Consider the following 1,689-nt stretch of genomic DNA (forward strand, 5'->3'; position numbering starts at 1 on the left):
CCCCCTTCGCTGCTCATCGTCGAGGACGACCTCGCGCTGCAGAAGCAGCTCAAGTGGTCGATGGACCGCTTCGAGTCGGTCACGGCCGACGACGTCGCCAGCGCCGTGCTGCAGTTCCGCCGCCACAAGCCGCCGGTGGTCACGATGGACCTGGGCCTGCCGCCGGACCAGGACTCGACCTCCGAGGGCTTCCGCCTGCTCGAGAAGCTGATCGAGCTGGAGCCCGGCACCAAGGTCATCGTGCTCACCGGCCAGAACGACCAGAGCAACGCGCTGCGGGCCATGTCGTAGTTCGCCACGGCCGCGGCGCCGGCCTGCAGCGCGACGACCGAGAAGGCGCAGGTGTAGGCGAACAGGTTGAGCACCCGCCCGCCCGGATGCGCCGCCGCCCAGCGCCGCACCCAGCGGCGGCCTTCGGCCATGTCGAGGAAAAAGCCGTGGTTCTGTCCTTGCGCCAGGTGGACCACAAAGCGCGCGCCGTCCTCCTCGACCACATGCTCGTCGGGGATGGCGCCGGCCATCAGGCGGTTGGTGGGACGGTGCTCGTCGCGGTGCTGGAACATCCAGTTCAGCGGCTCGCCCGGCGCCACCTCGGCCCACCGCGCGGCCAGCGCCGCGCCGATTCGGGCCAGGTCCTCGTCGTTCACCGGCGCGAAGCTGGTCAGCACCCAGACCGGCGGATAGGCATCGAGGACCCACTGCTCGCAGCCGGGAAACAGGCCGCCGCGACCGTGGAAGAAGCGGCCGGGGCCGCTGGGCCGGGGCAGCGTGGCGATGACGTCGAGGAGCGCTTGCATGGGGAGTCCGGGAACGGGGCGCCAGTGTAGACAGGTGACCCCGCCATCGTGGGCCTCACGCCACATCGCGCGCCGATTTCGATCACGCCGTGCAGCCGCATGCGCCCGGCCTCCCCTTCCACAGCTTGTGGAGACTGCTGCAAATGCGGGAGCACTTCGCCAGGGCCGACCGACAGATCGAAGCATCGATACACCTGCATCCGGCAGTGGGCTGATCAACGCGAGTCAGCCGAAGGCCCGTCCTGTTCGCCGTGCATGCCGCCGCGGCGAAATCAATCCTCATTCGGAGCCACCCCGTCACCGTCACGGCCGAGGCCCGCGGCCATCAAAGAATCCTTCCCATGGCCGCACCGGCGGCGTCATCGGCGAAGGAGCGGCACATGTTTCGAGCGGCGGTCCAGGAGTTCCAGCAGGCGCCATGGATGGGCACCATCCGCGTCGCGCAGCGGCCGGCCTTCCAGGTGGTGGCCGCGGTGGCGGTGCTGCTGGCGACCGCGCTGATCGCTTTCGCGCTGATCGGCCAGGTCTCGCGCAAGGCCCGCGTGCCGGGACTGCTGATGCCGGTGGGCGGGCTGCTGCAGGTGTCCTCGCCGCTGGCGGGCAGGTCGAGGCCGTGCTCGTCGGCGAGGACGACGAGGTGCGCCAAGGCCAGCCGCTGCTGCGGGTGCGCAGCGAGCGCCGGGTGGACGGCAGCGACATGACCGCGCTCAACCTCCGCGCGATCCAGACGCGCGCCGGCAGCCTGGCGACCGAGCGCCAGCTGCAGCGTCGGCAGGCCGGGGACAGGCAGGACACGCTGAGCGACCGCCTGCGCAGCCTGCGCCTGGAGGCGACGCAGGCGGGCGAGGAGCTGGACATGGTGCGCGCCCGCGTCGCGCTGGCGCAGCGCAGC

Annotated in this window: 3 protein-coding genes and 1 pseudogene; 3 read left to right on the forward strand and 1 reads right to left on the reverse strand. The window is 71.2% G+C overall.

Annotated features, from left to right (window positions below):
• Positions 1 to 60: 60 nt before the first annotated feature.
• Complete coding sequence (locus FUT87_RS31135; RefSeq protein ID WP_255512031.1) at positions 61 to 291, forward strand: response regulator; 231 nt, start codon at positions 61 to 63, stop codon at positions 289 to 291.
• Here FUT87_RS31135 and FUT87_RS25280 read toward each other — a convergent pair.
• Positions 267 to 797: pseudogene (locus tag FUT87_RS25280) on the reverse strand (class I SAM-dependent methyltransferase); the annotation flags it as partial. The gene FUT87_RS31135 and the pseudogene FUT87_RS25280 overlap by 25 nt on opposite strands.
• 380 nt (positions 798 to 1,177) lie before the next feature.
• Between FUT87_RS25280 and FUT87_RS25285 the strand changes: the two are divergent.
• Together FUT87_RS25285 and FUT87_RS25290 are read left to right on the forward strand one after the other, a co-directional pair.
• A complete protein-coding gene (locus FUT87_RS25285) occupies positions 1,178 to 1,498 on the forward strand; it encodes a hypothetical protein (protein ID WP_147242783.1) in 321 nt (106 codons plus the stop codon).
• Positions 1,495 to 1,689, forward strand: a 195-nt coding sequence (locus tag FUT87_RS25290; protein WP_147242784.1) for a hypothetical protein, incomplete at its 3' end; no start/stop codon positions are given. The genes FUT87_RS25285 and FUT87_RS25290, both read left to right, overlap by 4 nt.

The sequence above is a fragment of the Mitsuaria sp. TWR114 genome (genome assembly GCF_007997345.1).

Coding starts and splice junctions, on each gene's coding strand:
- FUT87_RS31135 (WP_255512031.1), top strand. CDS start 61: ATGGACCGCTTCGAGTCGGTCACGGCCGACGACGTCGCCAGCGCCGTG.
- FUT87_RS25285 (WP_147242783.1), top strand. CDS start 1,178: ATGTTTCGAGCGGCGGTCCAGGAGTTCCAGCAGGCGCCATGGATGGGC.